General features: G+C 44.5%; 21 protein-coding genes. 8 read left to right on the top strand and 13 right to left on the bottom strand.

Annotated elements, in window-relative coordinates; translation table 11 throughout:
- Positions 1 to 51 precede the first annotated feature (51 nt).
- The 4 genes from gldD to mutY form a co-directional block, all read right to left on the bottom strand.
- Positions 52 to 672 (bottom strand): gliding motility lipoprotein GldD, encoded by a 621-nt coding sequence (gldD, locus tag GWO68_RS02120; protein ID WP_162344748.1) that lies wholly within the window; start codon positions 670 to 672, stop codon positions 52 to 54.
- Complete coding sequence (gldE, locus tag GWO68_RS02115; RefSeq protein WP_235941907.1) at positions 632 to 1993, bottom strand: gliding motility-associated protein GldE; 1362 nt, start codon at positions 1991 to 1993, stop codon at positions 632 to 634. The genes gldD and gldE overlap by 41 nt, the downstream gene beginning before the upstream one ends.
- A gap of 26 nt (positions 1994 to 2019) precedes the next feature.
- Complete coding sequence (locus GWO68_RS02110) at positions 2020 to 2484, bottom strand: single-stranded DNA-binding protein (RefSeq protein WP_162344747.1); 465 nt, start codon at positions 2482 to 2484, stop codon at positions 2020 to 2022.
- Between the two features lie 104 nt (positions 2485 to 2588).
- The gene (gene mutY, locus GWO68_RS02105; RefSeq protein ID WP_162344746.1) at positions 2589 to 3677 is read right to left on the bottom strand and encodes an A/G-specific adenine glycosylase; all 1089 of its coding nucleotides are present in this window, start codon (positions 3675 to 3677) and stop codon (positions 2589 to 2591) included.
- A 313-nt stretch (positions 3678 to 3990) separates the two neighbouring features.
- On the opposite strand from mutY, the gene GWO68_RS02100 reads away from it, so the two are divergent.
- The 3 genes from GWO68_RS02100 to GWO68_RS02090 all read left to right on the top strand — a co-directional run bounded on the left by GWO68_RS02100 (position 3991) and on the right by GWO68_RS02090 (position 7046).
- The gene (locus GWO68_RS02100) at positions 3991 to 4296 is read left to right on the top strand and encodes an HU family DNA-binding protein (RefSeq protein ID WP_007655567.1); all 306 of its coding nucleotides are present in this window, start codon (positions 3991 to 3993) and stop codon (positions 4294 to 4296) included.
- 65 nt (positions 4297 to 4361) lie between these two features.
- On the top strand, positions 4362 to 5240 hold the full coding sequence (locus tag GWO68_RS02095; RefSeq protein WP_235941906.1) for a tetratricopeptide repeat protein: 879 nt from the start codon (positions 4362 to 4364) through the stop codon (positions 5238 to 5240).
- Positions 5241 to 5450: 210 nt separating this feature from the next.
- Positions 5451 to 7046: an Rne/Rng family ribonuclease gene (locus GWO68_RS02090; RefSeq protein WP_162344745.1), complete on the top strand. Its 1596-nt coding sequence runs from the start codon at positions 5451 to 5453 to the stop codon at positions 7044 to 7046.
- A 67-nt stretch (positions 7047 to 7113) separates the two neighbouring features.
- Here the strand turns inward: GWO68_RS02090 and GWO68_RS02085 are convergent, their stop codons facing one another.
- The gene (locus tag GWO68_RS02085; RefSeq protein ID WP_202923639.1) at positions 7114 to 7779 is read right to left on the bottom strand and encodes a porin family protein; all 666 of its coding nucleotides are present in this window, start codon (positions 7777 to 7779) and stop codon (positions 7114 to 7116) included.
- A gap of 75 nt (positions 7780 to 7854) precedes the next feature.
- On the opposite strand from GWO68_RS02085, the gene gldB reads away from it, so the two are divergent.
- A complete protein-coding gene (gene gldB / locus GWO68_RS02080; protein ID WP_162344744.1) occupies positions 7855 to 8847 on the top strand; it encodes a gliding motility lipoprotein GldB in 993 nt (330 codons plus the stop codon).
- Positions 8848 to 8867: 20 nt separating this feature from the next.
- Positions 8868 to 10067, top strand: a complete 1200-nt coding sequence (locus GWO68_RS02075) for a glycosyltransferase family 4 protein (protein ID WP_162344743.1) — start codon at positions 8868 to 8870, stop codon at positions 10065 to 10067.
- Positions 10068 to 10250: 183 nt separating this feature from the next.
- Here the strand turns inward: GWO68_RS02075 and GWO68_RS02070 are convergent, their stop codons facing one another.
- The 7 genes from GWO68_RS02070 to GWO68_RS02040 all read right to left on the bottom strand — a co-directional run bounded on the left by GWO68_RS02070 (position 10251) and on the right by GWO68_RS02040 (position 14640).
- On the bottom strand, positions 10251 to 10757 hold the full coding sequence (locus GWO68_RS02070; RefSeq protein ID WP_162344742.1) for a YdeI/OmpD-associated family protein: 507 nt from the start codon (positions 10755 to 10757) through the stop codon (positions 10251 to 10253).
- Positions 10758 to 10762: 5 nt separating this feature from the next.
- Complete coding sequence (locus tag GWO68_RS02065; RefSeq protein WP_162344741.1) at positions 10763 to 11455, bottom strand: hypothetical protein; 693 nt, start codon at positions 11453 to 11455, stop codon at positions 10763 to 10765.
- 104 nt (positions 11456 to 11559) lie between these two features.
- Positions 11560 to 12090, bottom strand: coding sequence for a hypothetical protein (locus GWO68_RS02060; protein ID WP_162344740.1), 531 nt, complete (start codon positions 12088 to 12090; stop codon positions 11560 to 11562).
- Positions 12091 to 12321: 231 nt separating this feature from the next.
- Positions 12322 to 13005: an endonuclease III gene (gene nth, locus GWO68_RS02055; RefSeq protein WP_162344739.1), complete on the bottom strand. Its 684-nt coding sequence runs from the start codon at positions 13003 to 13005 to the stop codon at positions 12322 to 12324.
- 19 nt (positions 13006 to 13024) lie between these two features.
- Positions 13025 to 13255 carry a hypothetical protein gene (locus GWO68_RS02050; RefSeq protein ID WP_162344738.1) on the bottom strand — a complete coding sequence of 77 codons (231 nt, stop codon included), beginning with the start codon at positions 13253 to 13255 and terminating at the stop codon, positions 13025 to 13027.
- Positions 13230 to 13832 (bottom strand): RNA polymerase sigma factor, encoded by a 603-nt coding sequence (locus GWO68_RS02045; protein WP_162344737.1) that lies wholly within the window; start codon positions 13830 to 13832, stop codon positions 13230 to 13232. Before GWO68_RS02045 ends, GWO68_RS02050 begins: the two co-directional genes overlap by 26 nt.
- Before the next feature lie 430 nt (positions 13833 to 14262).
- Positions 14263 to 14640, bottom strand: a complete 378-nt coding sequence (locus GWO68_RS02040) for a group III truncated hemoglobin (protein WP_162344736.1) — start codon at positions 14638 to 14640, stop codon at positions 14263 to 14265.
- A 1025-nt stretch (positions 14641 to 15665) separates the two neighbouring features.
- Between GWO68_RS02040 and GWO68_RS02035 the strand changes: the two genes are divergently transcribed.
- The 3 genes from GWO68_RS02035 to GWO68_RS02025 are packed head-to-tail and all read left to right on the top strand — an operon-like array spanning position 15666 to position 17400.
- Positions 15666 to 16517 carry a transglutaminase-like domain-containing protein gene (locus GWO68_RS02035; protein WP_162344735.1) on the top strand — a complete coding sequence of 284 codons (852 nt, stop codon included), beginning with the start codon at positions 15666 to 15668 and terminating at the stop codon, positions 16515 to 16517.
- 11 nt (positions 16518 to 16528) lie between these two features.
- Positions 16529 to 16723 (top strand): hypothetical protein, encoded by a 195-nt coding sequence (locus tag GWO68_RS02030; protein ID WP_162344734.1) that lies wholly within the window; start codon positions 16529 to 16531, stop codon positions 16721 to 16723.
- Between the two features lie 23 nt (positions 16724 to 16746).
- Positions 16747 to 17400, top strand: coding sequence for a class I SAM-dependent methyltransferase (locus GWO68_RS02025; protein WP_162344733.1), 654 nt, complete (start codon positions 16747 to 16749; stop codon positions 17398 to 17400).
- A 55-nt stretch (positions 17401 to 17455) separates the two neighbouring features.
- On the opposite strand, the gene GWO68_RS02020 is transcribed toward GWO68_RS02025, so the two are convergent.
- A complete protein-coding gene (locus GWO68_RS02020) occupies positions 17456 to 18046 on the bottom strand; it encodes a thioredoxin family protein (RefSeq protein ID WP_162344732.1) in 591 nt (196 codons plus the stop codon).

Here is an 18046-nt window from a genome sequence, read left to right as displayed (position 1 = left end):
CAGGTTCTATAGCAAAAGACACTCACAGGTCTGTAAAACGCTGTGAGGTTTCTACTTCCCTTTCTGCCACTTCAGTGTGTTCAGCAAATGAACGATGTCTTTTTTTACAAACTCAATAACTGGGGCAAGGGAATCATTCTGTGTGGCTGTTCTGAAGTATAAAGCACCGCGCAGGAAATGTTTTGTTGAGTCGGTAACATAGAACTGGAACTGGCTTGGTACTTCGCCTTCCAGTTCGAACACAGAAGCAATATCGCCGGTTGGTGTTTTGATTTCGGCCTCTTCTATAGCATACGCCTTAATCTGGTGCTTGCCGGTTAACTTGCGGGCATCTTCTACCAGGTCGTTCAGCATTTTGGTGTTGCCGTTCAGGTCTTTGTAGGTAAGCTGCACATTGGCACCAAGGCTTGGGTAAATTATGTTTATCCAATGAGGTTGCGCTATCTTAGACGAGTCGGGGCGTATTTTGGCGTGGCTCGAAAACTCGAAAGTATAAGGGTGCGCTTCTTTTAAAGGCTGGTAAGTTTGTGCCGGAAGATCAATACGGTTGTAGCCTTTTGGTTTTGGTGTATACTCTGTTTCACAGGAAACAACGGCCAGTGCCAGGGCAAACCATAACCCGAGTTGCAGCTTAACTAACTTTGTGCGGGTTCTTTTTTTTATTTCCGACATTTATTTTTACTCGTTTTACGCGTTTGTTGTCCGCAGATTCTATAGTAAAGTGAAACGGGCCATAGTTTATAGTTTCGCCTGGCTTGGGTATGCGCGAAAAAAGCGCCAGCACCAGCCCGGCCACCGACTCGCTTTCGCCTTTCACATCATCAAAAACATCGAAAGGCACTTCAGCTATTTTGCAGAAGTCGTGCAACGATGTCTTGGCATCAAAGATAAAGGTATTTTTATCTAACTGGGAGTAGAAAACCTCGTCGTCGTCAAACTCATCGTTTATTTCGCCCACAATTTCTTCCACAATATCCTCTAACGTAAGCAAACCTGCCGTAGCGCCGTACTCATTCAATACTATAGCCATGTGCACGTGCTTGTCCTTAAAATCCTCGAAAAGGTCTGCAATACGCCTGTTATCCGGCACAAAGAAAGGAGCACGTATCAGGCGTTGCCAATTAAACTCAGGGCCTTTATCAATGTGCGGTAACAGGTCTTTTACGTAAAGTATACCTTCAATCTGGTCGGTGCTTTCTTTATAAACCGGTACACGCGAGTAGCCCCATTTCATAATTTCCGGTAGCAGCTCGGGCAAAGTAAGTGTCGTTTTAAATGCCACGATATCCACACGCGGCCGCATAATTTGCCTCACAGTAATAGAACCAAAATTTACGACACCGCGCAAAATACGACGCTCTTCAGGGGAAGTATCCTCGTTGGTTAGCGCTACATCCAGGCTGTGCTTTAGTTCCTGCATGGTGTGGTTATAACTACGGGCGCCATATCTGGCCTCTATCCAACTGCCAATAGCCATCAGTAATTTAGCAAATGGCTGTATAAATGGTTTAAGTATAGCTAAGCCAGGTGCTGCACGCCTGGCTATAGTTAGCGGGTTTTTGTGGGCATATACTTTGGGCAGCACTTCCCCGAAAAAAACGATCAAGAAAGTAGCAAACAGCATACAGCCGGCAAACTCAGCTATACCTAACGTACCAAACAGCAACCAGGCAATGTAGGCAAACAGGGTAATAATGCTAACATTGATTGCATTATTGATAACCAGTATTTGTGTAAGTAATTGGCGCGGATCAGCAAGCAGCTTTAAAATGCGTTTATCGGTAGGGTTTGGGCTGTTGTTAAGCTTTGCCAGATCAGGCTCTTGTAAAGAAAAAAATGCTGCTTCTGCCCCTGAAGCAAGGGCAGAAAGCAGCAAAAGGATTATACAGCCAACTATAGCTATAATATATTCGATCCTGAGTAAAGCAGACGTGTTTTGGAATAACTGCAGTAAACTATAACTCAGGGGGTCTCCAGGATCTATACTTCCCAAAATTCAATTGTTAGGTTAAACAAGGATTAGAACGGCAGGTCGTCTGGCTCGTCGTTCTGTGCTACACCAGCTGGGGCCGATGTTTTGCCAGTCTGATGAGTTGAGCTTTGATGTAATGCTGCTGACTGTTGCTCTGCAGTGTTACCACCTTCATTGCTACCTTTAGGAGATAATATCTCTAATGAATCTGCTACAATTTCGGTAGAGTAGCGCTGGTTGCCATCTTTGTCCTGGTACTGGTTGGTGCGGATCTTGCCTTCGATAAAAACAGACTGACCTTTGCGTACATATTTTTCGGCTACTTCGGCCAGGCCGCGCCATACAACAATGTTATGCCATTCTGTTTTCTCAACGCGCTGGCCGCTTTTGTCTTTGTAAGATTCGGAGGTTGCTAAAGGGAAGCGGGCTACAGCCACACCACCTTCTAAATGACGAACTTCAGGGTCTTTGCCCAGGTTTCCGATCAGGATTACTTTGTTTACACTTGCCATGTCTTTTTTAGTTTAAATAGTTAATTAATTGGGCTACTCCGGCAACCAAGCCGGAGGCAAATATGGCTTACTGAACTACAAATTTAAGAAAGAAAAAGTTCAGTCTATAAATGTAGTAAAATCTTGGCATCTTTCAAATAGTTGCTGATCAAAACTGCCTTCGGTAATTCATCTATTTTTTCAGCATCGTAAAGTGCCAGTCGTGTTTCCTGCTCTACTTCGGTATTTAGCTTTTCCTGCAGCTTTATAAGGTAAAATTTAGCAGTTACTTTTTGGTGACTTAGTATATGCTTATACTCTTTTAAAGGATTAGAAAGTTGATTTATAGTTACAGGGATTCCCGCTGCATTCAGTTCTTTTAATAATACGGTAGCATCTATAGTTTTGTCTGGGCTTTCGTAAAGGTAAAAATCGTAAAGTCCCTGCCATATATCGCCTTCCAAACGCTTGCGCATATAATATTGCCCTTGCCACTCAAAAACCAGGTAATGGAAATAACGCGGCCGCGCTGCCTTAGCTTTCGATTTTACCGGTAGTTCCTGCACCAGTCCGTGCGTAAAAGCAAAACACGATTGTTGCAGCGGGCAAAACAGGCAGTCGGGCATAATAGGCGTGCATTGTATAGCCCCAAACTCCATAATGGCCTGGTTGTAAGTATCCGGTTCAGTGGCAGGTACTAACTGGTCTGCCTGCTCCTGGAAAATTTTGCGGGAAGCCGGCGCAGCTATGTCTTCTGAAATACCAAAGACCCGCGCTAATACCCGAAACACGTTTCCGTCCAGCACGGCTACCTGCTCTTTAAAAGCAAAGGCTGCAATGGCCGCCGCCGTATAGTTGCCAACACCCTTTAGTTTCAGTAGTTCGCTATAGTTACCCGGGAAATTGCCGCCATACTCCTGCACAATTTGCCTGGCTGTATGGTGCATGTTGCGTGCCCGCGAGTAATATCCCAAACCCTGCCAAAGGCGCAGCACTTCGTCTTCGTGGGCGGCGGCCAGGTCCTGCACGGTAGGGTAAGCTTCTGTAAACTTAATATAGTATGGCAGCCCCTGGTTTACACGTGTCTGTTGCAGTATAACTTCGGATAACCAGATAAAATAGGGGTTGGTTGTGGTACGCCATGGTAAATTTCTTTTGTTCCGGTTATACCAGTTTATCAGCGTTTGAGAGAAGTAGGAGGGGTTGTTGGCCATAGGGTATGCTGCAGCAAGTGGTAAAGTAGAACTGATAAAGTTATAGTTTTGTTCTGACACCTGTAAAAAGTAAATCGGTCAACAAAGCTATAGTTGTGCAACCGGCATGCGGAAAAGTTATATTCTGTTGCAGAAATGCCCGATTTAGATAGCCTTAAGGGATAGGAATTTATACTTAATAATTTAAGCGTAAAACTTTTACATATCGAAAAGTAAAACTACCTTTGTGCCCCGAAAATCACGGAGTTGGTGCAATTGCCAGCTTAATGTATTGGAAATTTATCATATTTTAAAATTTATAAAACTCAAGAAAGTGACTAAAGCAGAAGTAATATCAGAGATTGCTGATAAAACAGGGATTGATAAGGCTGATGTTCAATCTACCATCGAGGCTTTTTTCAAAGTAGTGAAAGACTCAATGGCTGATGGTAACAACATCTACGTGAGAGGTTTTGGTAGCTTTGTAAATAAGAAGCGCGCCAAAAAAGTAGCTCGTAACATCTCTAAAAATACATCTATTATTATTGATGAGCACTTTATTCCAAGCTTTAAGCCGTCTAAAACCTTCATCGCGAAGATAAAGAACAGCAAAAAGATCAAAGAACTGGCTCATTCTTAATTCTTTCGTATCTTTGCCTCCTGATTTTGCAGATTTATAATTAACACCTACTTATTTTTTCAGGAATGACACGTAACCAGATCATTTTAGTTGTTGCGGCACTTGCCCTAGTAGCAGGTATGTTTTTCTTGCCCAAAGTAGTTGTAAATGAAGATGACAAAGATAGCCTGGCTAAGGGTAATACCGAAGCTGCTGCCTCGGAAGGTCACTCTGCTGATGATGGCCACGGCCATGAAGATGAGGCTGCAGTTGCCGGGGCTAATGCCGGTGACCCGCACGCAACAGCTACCCCGGAGCAACTAATGGAGCTGGCTACAGTAAGAGCCCGTTACAACAAAGCTACCGATAAGCAACAGCGCGTATTGCTGGCCTCAGAACTGGCAGAAGCATATGCAGCGGCATCTAAGTTTGACAGTGCAGGTTACTACTACGAAACAGTAGCGAATGCAAGGCCAGGTGAGCGTAATTTCAGAAAAGCCGGCGATAGCTACTTTGATGCTTTTACGTATGCTGCGTCGCAGGAGCGTGCTGCTGAGTTAGGTACTAAAGCTCGTGCCATGTACGAGAAAGTGCTGAAGAACAACCCCGCTGACCTGGATGCCAAAACCAATGTGGCGATGACCTACATAGCAAGTTCTAACCCGATGCAGGGTATTACGATGCTACGTGAGGTAATCTCTGCTGACCCGGATAACGAGAAAGCCCTGTTTAACTTAGGTATACTTTCGATGCAGTCTGGGCAGTATGATAAAGCGTTGGAGCGTTTTGAGCACCTGGTGAAGGTAAACCCGAAGCACCTGGAAGGTAACTTTAACCTGGCTGTATCGTTGGCTGAGACCGGCAAAAAAGAAGAAGCCATTGCCTTGTTTAACAAGGTAAAGACAATGAAAGATGATCCGGCCCTGGCTGCCTCAGTTGATGAGTACCTGGCCCGACTTAAATAGTATTAAAGAAATTATTCACAAATACAAAACTTCAAGACTATGCCTTGCGGAAAGAAAAGAAAAAGACATAAGATCGCTACACACAAAAGAAAGAAGCGCCTAAGAAAGAACAGACACAAGAAGAAGTAATTTCTTCTGCGTTTTAGGGAGCCCACTTTGCTACCGCATTGTGGGCTTTGGTCTATACATCCAACTAATCTTTGAGAGAAATTGAGTAATGAACTAATCATCAATTCTACTCAGGATGGAGAACGCATTGCACTCTTACAGGACAAACGCCTTGTAGAATACCACTACGAGAAGAAAGACACCAACTATATTGTGGGTGATATCTTTCTGGGGACTGTAAAAAAAGTAATGCCAGGCCTAAATGCTGCCTTTATTGATATTGGTTACCAGAAGGATGCGTTTCTGCATTACCATGATTTGGGAGCCAACATCAAAACACTTAACAAATTTGTTAAGGTAGCACAGACTCAGAAGAACGCGTCGCCTAAACTAAACCAGTTAAAATTTGAGCCTGAAATAGACAAATTGGGCAAAATAGCTGATGTACTTAAAAAAGGACAGCAGCTGTTAGTGCAGATTGTAAAAGAACCTATTTCTACAAAAGGTCCACGCTTATCCTGCGAGATTTCTCTTGCGGGCCGATACCTGGTACTTGTACCGTTCTCAAACACGGTAAGCGTATCTAAAAAGATCGTAAGCAAGGATGAACGCACCCGTTTAAAACGTTTGATCACATCGATTAAGCCGGAGAACTTTGGAGTGATCATCAGGACAGTGGCCGAAGGACGTGATGTGGCAGAGCTCGACAGAGACCTGCGCAACATGCTTACTAACTGGGAAGAGGGGTTTCAAACGCTGAAAACAGCGAAGCCCTGCGATAAAGTTATAGGTGAACTTGGTCGTTCTTCTTCCATTTTGAGGGATTTGCTAAACGAAAGTTTTGACAACATAATAGTGGACGATGTTCAGCTTTATGATGAGATCAAAACATACATCGGCAGTATTGCACCGGATAAGTTAAAGATCCTGAAGCAGTATACCGGCAAAACCAAAACATTTGAACACTACCACATCGAAAAACAGCTGAAGGCTGCTTTCGGCAAAACGGTAACTATACCAGGCGGCGGATACCTGGTAATTGAGCACACCGAAGCGCTGCATGTAATTGATGTGAACAGTGGCAATAAATCTAATACCGAAGCCGATCAGGAGGCCACGGCTCTGAACGTGAACATGATGGCAGCCCGCGAAGTGGCACGCCAGTTACGTCTCCGGGATATAGGCGGTATCATAGTAATTGACTTCATCGATATGAAGTCGCCGGAAAACCGCCAGAAAGTATACGAGGTTGTAAAAGAAGAACTAAGAACCGACCGGTCAAAGTCAACAGTTCTGCCAATCTCTAAATTCGGCCTGATGCAGATAACGCGTCAGCGTGTGAGGCCGGAGCAAAATATTGTAACTGGTGAGGTTTGCCCTACGTGCGGCGGCACTGGTAAGATAACAGCCAGTATACTGGTTACTGACGAAATTGAAGCAGCTGTAGACGACCTGCTGGTAAGCCACAACCAAAAGAACCTGACCATTTACGTGCACCCGTTTGTGTATGATTATTATACCAAAGGAATTGTTTCGAAACAGGTAAAATGGTTCTTTAAATATTTTAGGTGGGTGAGCTTAATAAAAGATACTTCGCTGGGCATTACTGACTTTAAGGTAATGGATGACCGGGGTGAAGAGATCGAATTACGCACTACCTTCGCAGAGGAACTGGAAGTGCTCGAAAAAGAAGATTAAACTATAAGCAAAGAGCCGCCCCGAACTATTCGGGGCGGCTCTTTCAGTTTATACGTATACCTATAGTTTAGAATTTCACACCAAAGTCGAGAGAAACGCCGCTGTTTTTAAGGGATATGTTTTTGTCGCTGAGCCTCTCGCTGTAGTATTTGTTATCGATGTCGCTTAGGCCGCGATGGTAGGTTAAGCCTGCAAATAACTTAGTGCTTTCGCCGAACTGAAACTCGGTGCCGCCGCCAAGCATCACATCCGCTTCGAAAAGGTTAAAGCGCTTGGCCGTTTTTTCGCCATCAATTACTTTTTTATCATTCACTTTGGCTGCCATTTTCGTGTTTAGCGAGCCACCCACCTGGAAGTATAAAATAGTTGCCGGGGCAATTTCGTTGGTAAAGAGCTTAAGCGTTAGCGGCAACTCGATGTACTGAACAGCAATATCGTCCGTTAATGTGATTGGGCCATTACCATCCTGTGGGTCATAAGTATAGCTTATTTCGCTGCCTTTGCTGCGGTAAATCAGGCCAGTGCCAAAAGCATAGTTCTGCGCAAAAAAATAGTCTGCTACCACGCCTACACCCAGACGCAGATTACTGTTCTCTTGCTTAAAGTTATACTTGTCTTCGGCTACAAAACGGTTGCCGGTTATAGTTGGCGAAATCATCAGTCCGATCTCGATCTGGGCAAAAGCGCCGAAAGACAAGCAAAGAAAAAGCGATAGAAGTGTAAGTTTTTTCATTAGAATCAGGGTTTGTAATATTCGTGTTACCTTAGTACGTAAGTTCCTGCTATTTTTGTACAAAAGTAAACAGTAATGTCATATAGATTAGTATATATAGCCATAGTTCTTTTTTTAGCCAGTTGTAGCAAAAAAGGGTGTGAGCTGCCTGACGAGATAGAGCGCATACCTGTAGATGTTAAGATCGAACGGCTGGAGAAAGATTTCTTTGCGATAAAGCAGGAAAAACAAGTGAGGGACTTTTTAAAGCAACATCCGCTTTTCGCCGATAAATACCTGCAGCAGAAGCAATATCCGCACGACTCTATACTTGTAAACTCGCTGTTGGGCCTGGCCACAAACCCATCGCTGGACTCGCTGGCACAGCAAGCCATGAAGAAGTTTGACAACATGGAGCCGGAACAGCAGCAACTGGAAACAGCCTTTAAGGTTATTAAATTTTATTACCCTGAGTTTTATGTGCCGGAGGTAAAAACGTTTGTGTCGGGGTTAGGCCAGGACTTGCATGTGTCGGATAGCCTGATGGTATTGGGGCTGGATTTTTTTATTGGCAAGGATGCCTTGTACCGTCCCGATACTTATGAATATATACTGAAGCGCTACGAACGCCCTAATATGGTACCGGCAGCTATCTTATTGCTGTCTAATAAATTCAACAAAACCGATTTCCTGGACAGGTCGCTGCTATCGGAGATGATAAGCGCTGGCAAAGCCTATTATTTTGTAAAAACTGTAATGCCATGCACCCCTGATTCTGCCATAATCGGGTATAGTGGCTCGCAGGTGGCAGATATTCATCATAACGAAGGCCGTATCTGGGCACACTTTATAGAAAAGAGCTTGCTGTATGAGAAGAACCCGTTTCTGGTACAGAAATACATTGGCGAGCGCCCTAACACACCAGAAATTGATGCAAAAGCACCTGGCCGTTTGGGTACTTGGGTTGGCTGGCAGATTGTGAAGAAGTACATGGAGCGCCACCCGGAGGTAACGCTGCCTGAGCTGATGGCTGATAAAGATTACAAAAAGATCTTCAACGAGTCGAAGTATAAACCGGAGAAGAGCTAAAACGCTTTGCCCGCCTGTAGATGCGCGTTACGATACTTCATCAGCACCACGCTAACCCCGATTGCCCGGCCACGTGCAGGCAATATGCTTTTATGGAAAAGCTGGCGCTACGGCACAGCTTCACTATAGTTGCCCCTGACGCCTGGCGTAAACTGCGCCTGCAGCACAAGTATAGCTGGGTACCACAGGGTGTGGAACTGCACGAATGTAAAGTAAATTATGCCAACAAAATGGGGGTAGCCATGCGGCTGCTTTCGTTTGTAGGGTTTGCAGTTTGTGCTTTTGTAAAACTGATGCGCCTTAAAAAGCCTGATGTGATGTGGGCTGTTTCGGTGCCGTTGTCGGCGCCGTGGGTAGTGGCGCAGGTGGCTCGTTTGCGAAATGTGCCGTGGGTGTTTGAGGTGCAGGACCTGTGGCCAAGCTTCCCGATACAAATGGGGGCCGTAAAGTATAGCTGGCTGCAAAAGCTGCTGTATAAAATGGAGCTTTCGCTTTATAAGCAGGCCAGCCACATTATTACGCTCTCCCCGGACATGACTGACTATGTAATAGCGCGAGGTATAAATCCTGAAAAAGTCAGCACTATACTTAATGGCACTGATATCAGTTATGCTGATGCGGTAACAGAAGCTGATGTGGAAATGCTGCGTAGCAAGTATAAACTGCAGGGCAAGCAGGTAGTGTTGTATGCAGGTACGTATGGCCGCGCCAACGATATTCCGACTATAATGCAGGCTATTGAACAGTTGGCCACACAGCAAAACATTGTATTTATACTTACCGGAACCGGGTTTTACGAACCGGAGTTGCGGGCACTTGCCCAGCGTTTGCCTAATCTTTTACTTTTACCGCCTCAACCCCGCGACCGCATATTCGATCTGTTTAAGCTGGCGGATCTGTCGCTGGTTACGTTTAATAACCTGCCTGTGCTGGCGTCAAATTCTCCTGCCAAATTTTATGATAGCCTGGCGTGTGGCACACCTGTTATAGTTACCAACCCCGGCTGGACCAAAGCTTTTGTAGAGAAGTATAACTGCGGATGGTATACGCCGGCAGAGCAACCAGCCCTACTTGCGCAAACTATAAAACAGGTATTGGAAGACAGGCAAGGATTACAACTGGCAGGCGAGCATGGCGCAACTATAGCCCGAAAATTGTTTGACAGGCAGCTATTGGTAAAAGACGTAGAGACTATACTTCAGAGAGCTGCAGATCTATAGTTTTGTAGTTTGCTGTTTTTATGTTACTATAATCTCTAAAGAGGTGTTTTTTTTGTTATCTCGACGAAAAGAGAGATCTATTAAGTGCCTCCTTTATACTTCCTAAATAGATTTCTCACGGTGTTCGAAATGACAGCTTGATAATTATAGTTTAGTAAAAGGTTAAAGGCAAACTATAAATGATTACTTCCCCAGCATTTCTCTAAAAGATTCTTTACCCAGAGGCAGTTGTTTCAGGTTGTTGATCAGAAGCAGGGCGCGATCTATGCGTAGCTGGCTGCTTTTAACTCCGGCCACATAATAAATAATATAGCGTTGTTTCCCGGGAGGCAGCATCTCAAACCGACATTTACCATCTTCGTCCTGGTTAAGCAGTTCGGTTAATTCTTCCGGAAACTCCATGCCATACGCCGTCTCATCTTTTTGCAGAATTACGTGGGCAGTCTCGCCGCTTTGCAGGCCCAGTTGCTTCAGCCGTTTGTTGTTGATGCTGATGTAGCCGCTTCCGCCACCCAATGCCACCAAACCACCCTGAAATGTTAGCTTGCCGTTTATAGTACATAGCACGCGTGCTTTAAAGCTACCTCCCAACTGCTGCACCACTTCAGGAGGCACTTCTATGTAATGGCCCGGCAGGTGCGGCAGTTTGTTGATGTGCGTTTTATAAGTAATGTCAGGTATAGTTTCCATAGGGCTTATACAGCAGGCGTTATAGTTTGTGCACTTGCAGCGCTATAGTTTATAGTTTCGCGGTTGCGGTCGGCCCAGTATGCCCAGATAACAAGCAGCCACTGCATTTGCCCGCCCCAGGCTACAGCTTCCATACTTGGCGGCACTGGCCCGAACAGGTTCATAAAATAGATAACTACCAAAAATACCACCAGTGCCCAGAAACTATAGTTGCCTGTCTTGTTTTTCGCTTTGGTAGCTCTCAGGTACAGCCACAAGCCAAGTATAAACAGCAAACCTTCTACAACTATAGTTGCTATAGTTGATGTCCATAAACCAAGGCCAAGCATTGGTGCATCGCCCGGGTAAAGTGGCAGGTCCGGTATGTGAACTATAAGATCTAAAAGCCAGTGGCTGACAACCAGTAATCCAAGTATAACCGCCGAGCGTGTGTCTTTTTTGATAAGCCAGTAAACTACCCCGAACAATAAACCCCAGCCAAGCACCAGCAGCAAACTATGGGAGATAGGGTAATTGGTAAACTTTAGCGGTACCAGCACACCCGGCTCCGGTGCAATCTGCGCATGCTCCAGGTTGAGCAAGAGCAGCGTAGGCCAAAGCAGATCCAGGAACTGCGCAGCCAGGAATAAAGTGCCAAGCGATTGTTTCGGAGCTGCGGCCTTACCTGCCAGACCAACAGCAAAATGACCTAGGAACATGGGATTGCGTTGTGGTTTAGTTGATGTTTAGCATTTGTGAATGCTGGTGCGAGCTTGTAGCTCGTACTAACATTTGCTATTATGAAGTTATAGTAAAGTACGAGCTACAAGCTCGCACTAGCAGGAGGTGTTTTTTTTAATTGAAAATGCAATTCAAAAGTCGGGTTGAGTTCAATTCCTTTTACATTTAAACGTGCTAGGCCGATATATGAGTAATTTAAATGATTTCTTTCATCAAGAAATCCATCAAATTTGTTCCCTTCAGTATCTTCATAAGATGCGTTTCCATATATCTGATATGTTGTTCCATCTTCCTTAATTTCTTGATGTGGTATACTAAATCTTACGCCATCTGATAAAAGTTTAATTCCAGTAATATTCAGGTTAGTTCCATTAGATTTTTTTACAGATTTTCCTTCGTAAGTAAGAAATACAATGCTAGGTACCCCACTGGTAAATACCCTTGCATGACATTTTCTTATAACTTGTTTGTCTGGAATACCAAGATTCAATTGAGAGTATTTAAGCACATAGGTTACAGTTCCTTCATAACTTCCATTCAAGTCTTCTTTTGCAATTTGGCTGCAGCCTGATAAAAGAAATACTGATAAAATTATTAGATAAAATTTGTTCATTCTAATTGATTGATTTTGTGTGAACTTAATGAGTTGATCGCAATATTTTGTTCTTATCTTGTAACTACTTGCCCTTAAACTGTATGAATGGGGCTATTTTTGGCTTATATGTTAAAGATGACAGATAAGCCGAATAAACTCAGAACAATATAGCCTAAAAACTATACTCCAACAAAAAAGCCCACCGCAACTATAGTTACAGCAGGCTTTTATATTTTACAGCATCAACTCTTAAATTCCGCCCAGCTTATTTTCCGGGTCGTCGGGTATGTTGGGGAAGTTTTTCTGGAAGAAGGCGCAGAAATGTGTGAGTGGGCATTCTTCGCATTTCGGGCGGCGAGCGACGCAGATGTAGCGGCCATGCAGTATAAGCCAGTGGTGCGCCTTGGCAATCAGTTCTTCAGGCAAATTGCTTACCAGTTCGCGCTCTACCTCCAATGGCGTTTTTGCTTTTTTATCAACCAACCCCAAACGTTTGCTAACCCTGAACACGTGCGTATCAACGGCCATGGCCGGCTGGTTCCAGATAACCGAAACTATAACGTTGGCTGTTTTGCGACCTACGCCCGGTAGCTTTACCAGTTCTTCTACAGTGCTGGGTACTTCGGAGTTAAACTGCTCTACCAGCATGCGGCCCAAACCGGCCAGGTGCTTAGCCTTGTTGTTTGGGTACGATATACTTCTGATGTACTCAAATATCTCCTCCGGTGCCGCGGCAGCCAGTGCCTCAGGTGTGGGGTAAGCTTCGAAAAGGGCAGGCGTAACCATGTTTACGCGCTTATCGGTGCATTGCGCGCTCAGCACAACGGCCAGTATAAGCTCGTAGGGGTTGGTATAAGCCAGCTCGGTTTCAGGCTCCGGAAAGTTATTCGTAAAATAATCGATCAGGAGCTTGTAGCGTTCTTTTTTGCGCATAAAAAAAGTTTGCAGTCGGTTAAGACTGCAAACTTAAGCTTTTTGAGTAATTCAGGATATTATTTATAGCGCGGTCGCTCGGGGTTCTGGTGGCGCCGTCTAATAATCGTTGGATCAGCAGGAGATCAGAGCAGTCGTCGGCCAGCTCGTTATCGTGCATAAGTGCTACCTCCAGCTGTTCCCGGGCATCGTCTGCCAACTCATTGTATACATACTGGATAAGCTCATTCTGAGTAGATGTTTTTATCATAAGCAATATTACCGTTTAGCATCTTCTTCCTGAGATTGATAAGCGCATAGCGCATACGGCCCAGGGCTGTGTTGATGCTCACACCGGTAGCGTCTGCTATCTCCTGGAAGCTCATGTCGGCGTAATGGCGCATCATAAGCACTTCCCGCTGCGTTTGAGGCAGCGTCTGGATCAGCTCGCGCAGACGGGCAACGGTGTCTTCCTGTATCTGCAGCGACTCAGCAGAGTCGGCGGCAAACGCAAGCGTGTTAAACACATTGCTGCCATCTTCCAGCGTGATCATCGGGCTTCGCTTCTCTTTCCTGAAAAAGTCGATTGCCAGGTTATGGGCAATACGGCATATCCAGGACGAAAACTTGCCTTCTTCGTTATACCTGCCGCTCTTCATAGTGTGGATCGCTTTAATAAAAGCATCCTGCATCAGGTCTTCGGCTGTATACGTGTCTTTAACGATCAAAACGATCGTTGTAAATACTTTGTTCTTGTGTCGGTTTACTAACTGTTCGAACGCATTCTCATTACCTGAGATGTAGAGCGAGACTAAAGCAGAGTCGCTCATCTGGGTAGTTGTATTCATCGTAAAGCTACATTAGTTTAACGTAGAGCTTTATATCATATTGTGCGTTTTAGAGTTTTTGAACAGTTTTATTTAAGAATGGTAAATCAAATATATGTAATGCATTTTATATGTGCAACTCCTAATTTTTCATCTCTTCATAAAAAAGAGATACGACTTTGTATTAGTTGCACCTGCCCCGTCGTTAAGGCCCTACATATAGTAAGAAGTATACGTTAGTAAAGTATAAAAGAGTATACTTTTAATTTAATTTATTTATCCACATATAGTAACCTGCTGTATATTAATATTATAGATTAAGCATATACTATAAACCAGTTGCTTAGCCAAGTGTAAATACCAATTGGTAGACGCACAAAAAATGCCCGTAAAGCCACAACTATAGTTGCAGCCTTACGGGCAATATTAGTAAGCCAATGCTTAAAACTTTTTAGATGGCCTGGTAGTCAAGCAAGCCTAAGCGCATCTGGAAAACCTGGGCTATGCTCAAGGCTTTCTGTTTTATTTCCTCTGCTCTGGCTCCTTCAAACAATTCATCCACTGTCTTAACAAAAAGCTCTACCCAGCGTGTAAAGTGCTCTTTAGAAATCGGCAGGCGCATGTGTTTTGGGAAAGGCTGGCCTTTATACGCCATACTTCCGAATAACACAGTGCTCCAGAAGTTATACATCAGTGGCAGATGGTGTTCCCAATCTATTTTTGCGAAATCGTTGAAAACCGGCCCCAGCATATCGTCCAGGTTTACGTGGTCATAAAAGGTATCTACCAACTGCTTTATATCTTCTTCGTTTTCTATATCCCGCTTCATGCTCGATTAAAATTATCCGTCAATACTTTTCTACGATGCAAGTATAGGATGCCTTCAGCAAGTATAAAATGACATTGGTCAATATTGGGATTTAGGTAATTAGTAAAGAGTTTTAAAGACTTGGCAACGTACGTAGCTCCTGCTTGTGTCTAATGCTATATTTCGTAATTATTTCTTTCGTCATTCCGAGGGATGCTGAGGGATCTTATGTGTCCTATAGTTCAAGTTTATACTTGCTTGAACTAAGTTATACTTTCAAATCATCGTTCATCCTGGGAGCTTTACTTACCTATAGTTTTATAGTTCACTTGGCTCGCTCCAAGCCCGCGAGGGCTCGTCTTTGGGCATCGCGCTGCTGCCTTCTTGCTATCCTCGTGCCTCGGATTGCCTGGCGGCACCGCAACAAGTCAAAGGCGCTCAACCCATAGACTGTGATCTTTCTACTATTGACCTGTAACTATAGTTTAAACTTGCTCGCTTCGAGATTGATCGTGGCAATAGTTCTGTAGGGACAGGTCGCGACCTGTCCGTGGATGGACTGTAACTATAGAACTATAATGTTAACTATAGCAATGGCAGAAAGTCCCCCTCCAAGGAGGCAGGGCCGTTAAGTTCTGCCGAGAACTATCTCCTTGAGGGGATTATAGGGGTGTTATTCAGGACCAAAAAGCCAATTGTTAGCCAGTTTTAAATTCACCCGCTAATACAAACACCCCTCTGCGCTCCCCTCAAGGGGAGAATTTGCTAGAACTTAACGGCCCTGCCTTCAAAGGGGGACACTCACAATGCGTAATTCTAAACTATAGTTTTACGTTATCTGAAAAGTCCCCTTGGAAGGGGGTAGGGGGATGACAACTTTGGAGAGTTTATAGTTTAGGAATTATTTGAAATAGTTAACCCACCCCAACCCCTCCGAGGAGTGGAATAAATATTTTGAAGAAATTCCCCTCTTGAGAGGGGCAGGGGTGTGTTCTACATTTCCAGATCCGTAGGTTTATAGTTAGATTTTCTAATTACGCAGTACATTGACAAAGAAGGAAATAAAGGCGCTTATCTCGCTGTTGGATGATTCGGATTATGAGGTAGCGCAGCATGTGGAGCAGAAGATAATATCGTTAGGCGAAGGCGCTATTCCGTTGCTGGAAGAGGAGTGGGAAGAGACCCTGAACCCCGACCTGCAGAAAAAGATAGAAGACCTGATACACGACATGCAGTTCAACGCGACGCTGCATCGGCTGCAGGAGTGGAAAGATGAAGGCGCGACCGACCTGCTGAAAGGCATGTGGCTGGTAAACGCCTACATGTATCCTGACGTGGATTTTGCAGCCATCTCCAAGTCGATGGACCAGCTGTACTTTGATGCCTGGACCCACATGAAGGACGACATGCACCCTTATGATCAGGTGAAATCGCTGAATAATGTGCTGTTCCGGGAGCAGAAATTCTCTGCCAATACCAAAAATTTTCATTCGCCGGCTAACTCCATGCTACACTTGGCCCTGGAGACCAAACGTGGCAACCCGCTTACGCTTTGCGTTATTTATATGGTTATTGCACAGCGCCTGGGCTTCCCGGTGTACGGCGTAAACCTGCCAAACCTGTTTATTCTCACCTACAAAATGGACGGGGTGCAGTTCTACATCAATGTCTATAACAAAGGCCTAATCCTTTCCAAAGCCGACATCGACAACTATATTCTGCAGCTAAACCTGAACCCGGTTGATATTTTCTATGAACCGACTTCGAACCTCGAGATCGTGAAACGTGCCCTCCGCAACCTGGCCTTCTCTTTCGAGAAAATGAAGGACCTGGAAAAGGCTACGGAAGTGACTAAGCTGCTCACCGCCATTACGGACGAAGATCCGGCTATTCAATAAACTATAGTTTCATGGCTAAATTAGTCAGACCCAAAATTATAGGAACATTGACAATTCGGAAGATGGTGGCAGGAAATCTTGCTGTCATAAACGATATAAAAAATGCTCCGAATAAGATTATAATTCCTTGTCGCTCAAAAGAGCATGGGGAAGAAATAATTGCAATGATTAAGGAGACTAAGCCAGGAGAATTGATTCATTTCTAAAATCTTAACTACAGGAACAGATCATGGCTGAATTCTGGGAAGCGAGTTTTATTGAGAAGCAAACAATGTGGGGTTTCGAGCCATCGGAGTCAGCTATAGTTGCGAACGACCTCTTTAAAGAAAAGCAGCTCAAAAACATACTGGTTCCGGGATTTGGGTATGGCAGAAATGCACAGTTGTTCCGCGAGAAAGGGATGGATGTAACGGGCATCGAAATCTCCCAAACCGCGATTGACCTGGCCAGGCAGCATTACGGATCAGACCTGAAAGTTTACTACGGTTCTGTAACAGATATGCCTTTTGATGATGTGATTTACGATGGTATTTTCTGTTATGCCCTCATTCATCTGCTGGACCAAAAAGAAAGACAAAAGTTACTTGCTGATTGCTATCATCAGCTAAAACCGGGCGGGTATATGATTTTCGTTGCCGTTTCAACAAAATCTCCGAACTATGGCGCAGGCCGGCAACTAAGCAGAAACCGCTTCGAAATATTTGAAGGAGTGCAGATGTACTTTTATGATGAAGATGCGGTAAAGCAGGAATTCGGCAAATTTGGTTTGGTTGATTTTATAGAGATTGCAGAACCGATGAAGAATATGCCGGGCAAACCGCCGCTTAAATTTTACTTCGTAACCTGCCAAAAGGAAGCAAAACTAACCAGTTATAGACTATAAAAAAGCCGCTCCTAAACTATAAGAGCGGCTTTCATTTTATATTTTAAACTATAGTTTAATACTTCCTGATCAAACAACCGGTGGCACGTTTATCAGCTACTGTTACGGCACGGTTGGCCAATACTTCATCAATCACGTTTTTCAGATAAGGACTTTTAACACCACTTTCTACCTGCGGGTTATCGTCTACGGCACCTTTGTACTTTAAGATAAAGCTATCGCCGGTATTGTGCAGCACAAATACTTCCGGGGTCTTAGTAGCACCAAATCTTGAGCTCACTTTCTGCCCTTCGTCGGCCAGGTACGGGAATCTATAGTTTTTGGCGGCCATATCTTCCAGGGTTTCACTACCTTCGCCGAGGCCTACGCCCGGGTTAACGAAAATGAACTGCACACCTTTGCTGGCATACGCGCTTGATAAAGTTACCAGACGATTCTCGTATAGTTTGGCGTACGGGCAGGTGTTGTTGGTAAATACCAGCACTACGGTTTTGCTGTTGGCAAAGTCGCTCAGCGAAACTTTGGTGTTACCCACCCCCTGCAGCGTAAAGTCTGCGACCTTATCGCCAAGCTGATAACCGCTGCCTTGTGCAAATGCGCTTACCGAAAGCAGAAAGACAGCGGCAAGAGTTGCTAAAAATTTCAT

This window comes from Pontibacter fetidus (assembly GCF_010119545.1).
Classification (GTDB): Bacteria; Bacteroidota; Bacteroidia; order Cytophagales; family Hymenobacteraceae; genus Pontibacter; species Pontibacter fetidus.
Note: the sequence above shows the minus strand (reverse complement) of the source record. Positions and strands in the feature narration are given on the sequence as shown.